Here is a 2,983-nt window from a genome sequence, read left to right as displayed (position 1 = left end):
ATTTCACTACTTTGCTGATCTTATTCCATGTCATAGGCTGTGGATAAACAACCTTTAAAAACCCTTTTTGAAAAAAAGAGCGGCTTTTTTAGCATTTTTCTACATTTTTTCTCAATTCGTTCAAAATGGATTTAATAAGCTTCATTTTGATTCTTTTGAAGAGAATCAATAAGTAGAATATATTGTCATGGAGTCTGTTCTTTATGTCTCACCCTCTTTATTCTGATAATAAACGCGTCTCTTTACGCGCGCTCTTACAATCTTATCGTGAACAAGCGATATCAGAGCAAGATAAGCAAGCCGCTTTTGAAAAGTTTGTCATTGCTTATTTGACGCAAGACCCGCTTCAATGCCAAGAATACGAAAAGGTTCAAACTTATAGAGAGGTCGCTGACGAAAAGGGGTGGAAAGGAAGCGATACAGACACCGATATTGATTTGGTAGCGAAAATTCGTGATCAAGACGATTATGTTGCTATTCGCTGTCAATTTTATGAGACCAATCATCAGATTACCCAAGATGATATTGAAAGCTTTATCGCTATTTCTGGTAAAAAGAGATTTAAATACCGTCTTCTCATTGATAGCACCGAAAAAGACTTAAGCGAAAATGCCAATACCATGATTGAAGGGCAAGCGGTTCCGGTTTATCGGATTAATCTGTTTGATATGGAAAATAGTCAAATTGATTGGGGGATCTTTGATAAGACAGGCAACATTGTTCTTTATGAGCAAACGAAGAAAAAGCTTTTAGATCATCAGAAAGAAGCGCTTAAAGCGGTTTGTGAAGGTTTGAAAGAAGCAAACCGTGGCAAGCTCATTATGGCATGTGGAACGGGCAAGACTTTCACCAGTTTGAAGATAGCAGAAACCATAGCAGGTCAAGGCAAGCATGTCTTATTTTTGGTCCCCTCTCTTGCCTTGATGTCACAAAGCATTCGTGAATGGACAGCCGATGCACAAGTGCCCTTGCGTTGCTTTGCCGTGTGTTCGGATAAGCAAATTGGCAAGCGTCGTAAAAACCAAGAAGATGATGGGGAATTATCGGCATCGGATTTAGCCCTCCCTGCTACAACTGATGCCTCTAGGCTTGTCGAGAAAGTAGGAAACTCTTCTCCCCATGCGATGAGTGTTATTTTTGCAACCTATCAATCAATACAAGTCATTGTTGATGCGCAAAAGGATCATGGTTTAGCAGCCTTTGATTTGATTATTTGTGATGAGGCGCATAGAACAACAGGGGCTTCATTAGGAACTGACGACAATGAATCTGATTTTATCAAGGTTCACGATAATACTCTTATTCGAGGCAAGAAACGTCTATACATGACAGCAACGCCTCGTATCTTTAGTGACCATGCCAAAAGGCGTGCTGATGAGGTTGATGCTGTTTTAGCCTCTATGGACAATGAAGCCATTTATGGAAAAGTGCTTTATACTTATAGCTTCACCGATGCGGTCAAGAATGAACTGTTAACCCCTTATAAGATTATTGTTTTGGGGGTTGATGAGGGGGAAATCAGTAAAACCATGGAGATCCCCACCACAAGTAAAGATTATGAACTTACTTTAGATTATAAAACAAAAATTGTTGGCTGTTATCAAGCTTTAACCAAACTGGATCTAAAAGCTGATCTTGGAGATGATACGGCTCCTATGCGGCGGGCTTTGGCTTTTTGTAAAGATATCAAGACCTCTAAAAATATCCGTGATACCTTCCAAGGAAAAGGTGTTAAGAGGATTTTCAATAGACTTTATCAAAACCACCCCGATACGCCCCGTCTGATCTGTGAAGTTGATCATATTGATGGGAAGGATGGCGCCAAGGAACGATCAAGAAAACTGGATTGGTTGGAAGAAAATGTGGGGGAAAATCACTGTCGTGTGCTCACCAATGTACGCTGTTTGTCTGAGGGTGTAGATGTTCCTTCTCTTGATGCGGTGATGTTTTTACACCCGCGTAAAAGCCAAGTGGATGTCATACAGGCGGTAGGACGTGTGATGCGGCGCGCTCCAGGCAAGAAAAGAGGCTATATCATTTTACCCGTTGGGGTGCCGGCTGGAATTGACCCCGAAAAAGCTTTAAAGAACAATCCAAAATACAGTGTTGTTTGGCAAGTTCTCGATGCGCTGCTTTCTCATGATGAGAATTTTAGTAAAACGCTTAATCAGATGAATTTAGGACAAGATGTAAGCCCTATCTTAGAGATTGTAACAGTTTCTCAAAATATGGATTTAGAGAATGTCATCACGGTTGTTGATGATATTCCGCTTCCTGCAAGAGCAGAAAGTACGAGCGCAAGCAATGTCTCTCCAATCCGTAAATCGCTTTCCACGCATCATGGACAAACAAGCTTCAACTTTATAGCGGCATTCCCTCGTGCCCTTAAAACTGTTCTGATTAAAAGATCAACCCTTTCTGATTATTGGGGCATATGGGCGAACAATGTTGCTGAGATTGCTCAAAATCATATCAATCATCTTAAAGATATTCTTTCTGATGAGAAAGGCAAAGCGCGGTGTGCTTTTGATGCGTTTCATAAGGAATTAAAGAGCAATTTAAACGACAGTATTACGCAAGAGGAAGCGCTTGAGATGTTAGGACAACATCTTGTGACGCGTCCCGTATTTGAAGCTTTGTTTGAGGGCAATGAATTTGTCCAGAACAATAGCATCTCACAAGCGATGGAAAGGATTTTAGCTGAGTTAGATAAAACCGATATCAAGCAAGAGTCTTTAGAATTACAAGGGTTTTATAACAGTGTAAAATTCCGCGCCTCTGGGATTACCGAACCCCAAGCAAGACAGAACCTTATTATCAAACTCTACGAGGATTTCTTTTCCAAGGCATTTAAAAAGACAACAGATAGGCTTGGGATTGTTTATACGCCCGTTGAGGTTGTTGATTTTATCATTCATTCTGTTGATGATGTGTTGCGCAATGAGTTTGGCAAAAGCTTGGGGTCACGGGGTGTCTCCATTCT

At 40.7% G+C, this 2,983-nt stretch carries 1 protein-coding gene; it reads left to right on the top strand.

From position 1 onward, the window contains the following. Positions 1-203: 203 nt before the first annotated feature. On the top strand, positions 204-2,983 hold a 2,780-nt coding region (locus tag ACFIMA_RS09325; protein WP_375693408.1), incomplete at its 3' end, for a DEAD/DEAH box helicase family protein.

The sequence above is a fragment of the Bartonella sp. AP88HLJMH genome (genome assembly GCF_042195605.1).
Lineage (GTDB): Bacteria > Pseudomonadota > Alphaproteobacteria > Rhizobiales > Rhizobiaceae > Bartonella.
This window is presented reverse-complemented; position numbering and strand designations above follow the sequence as displayed.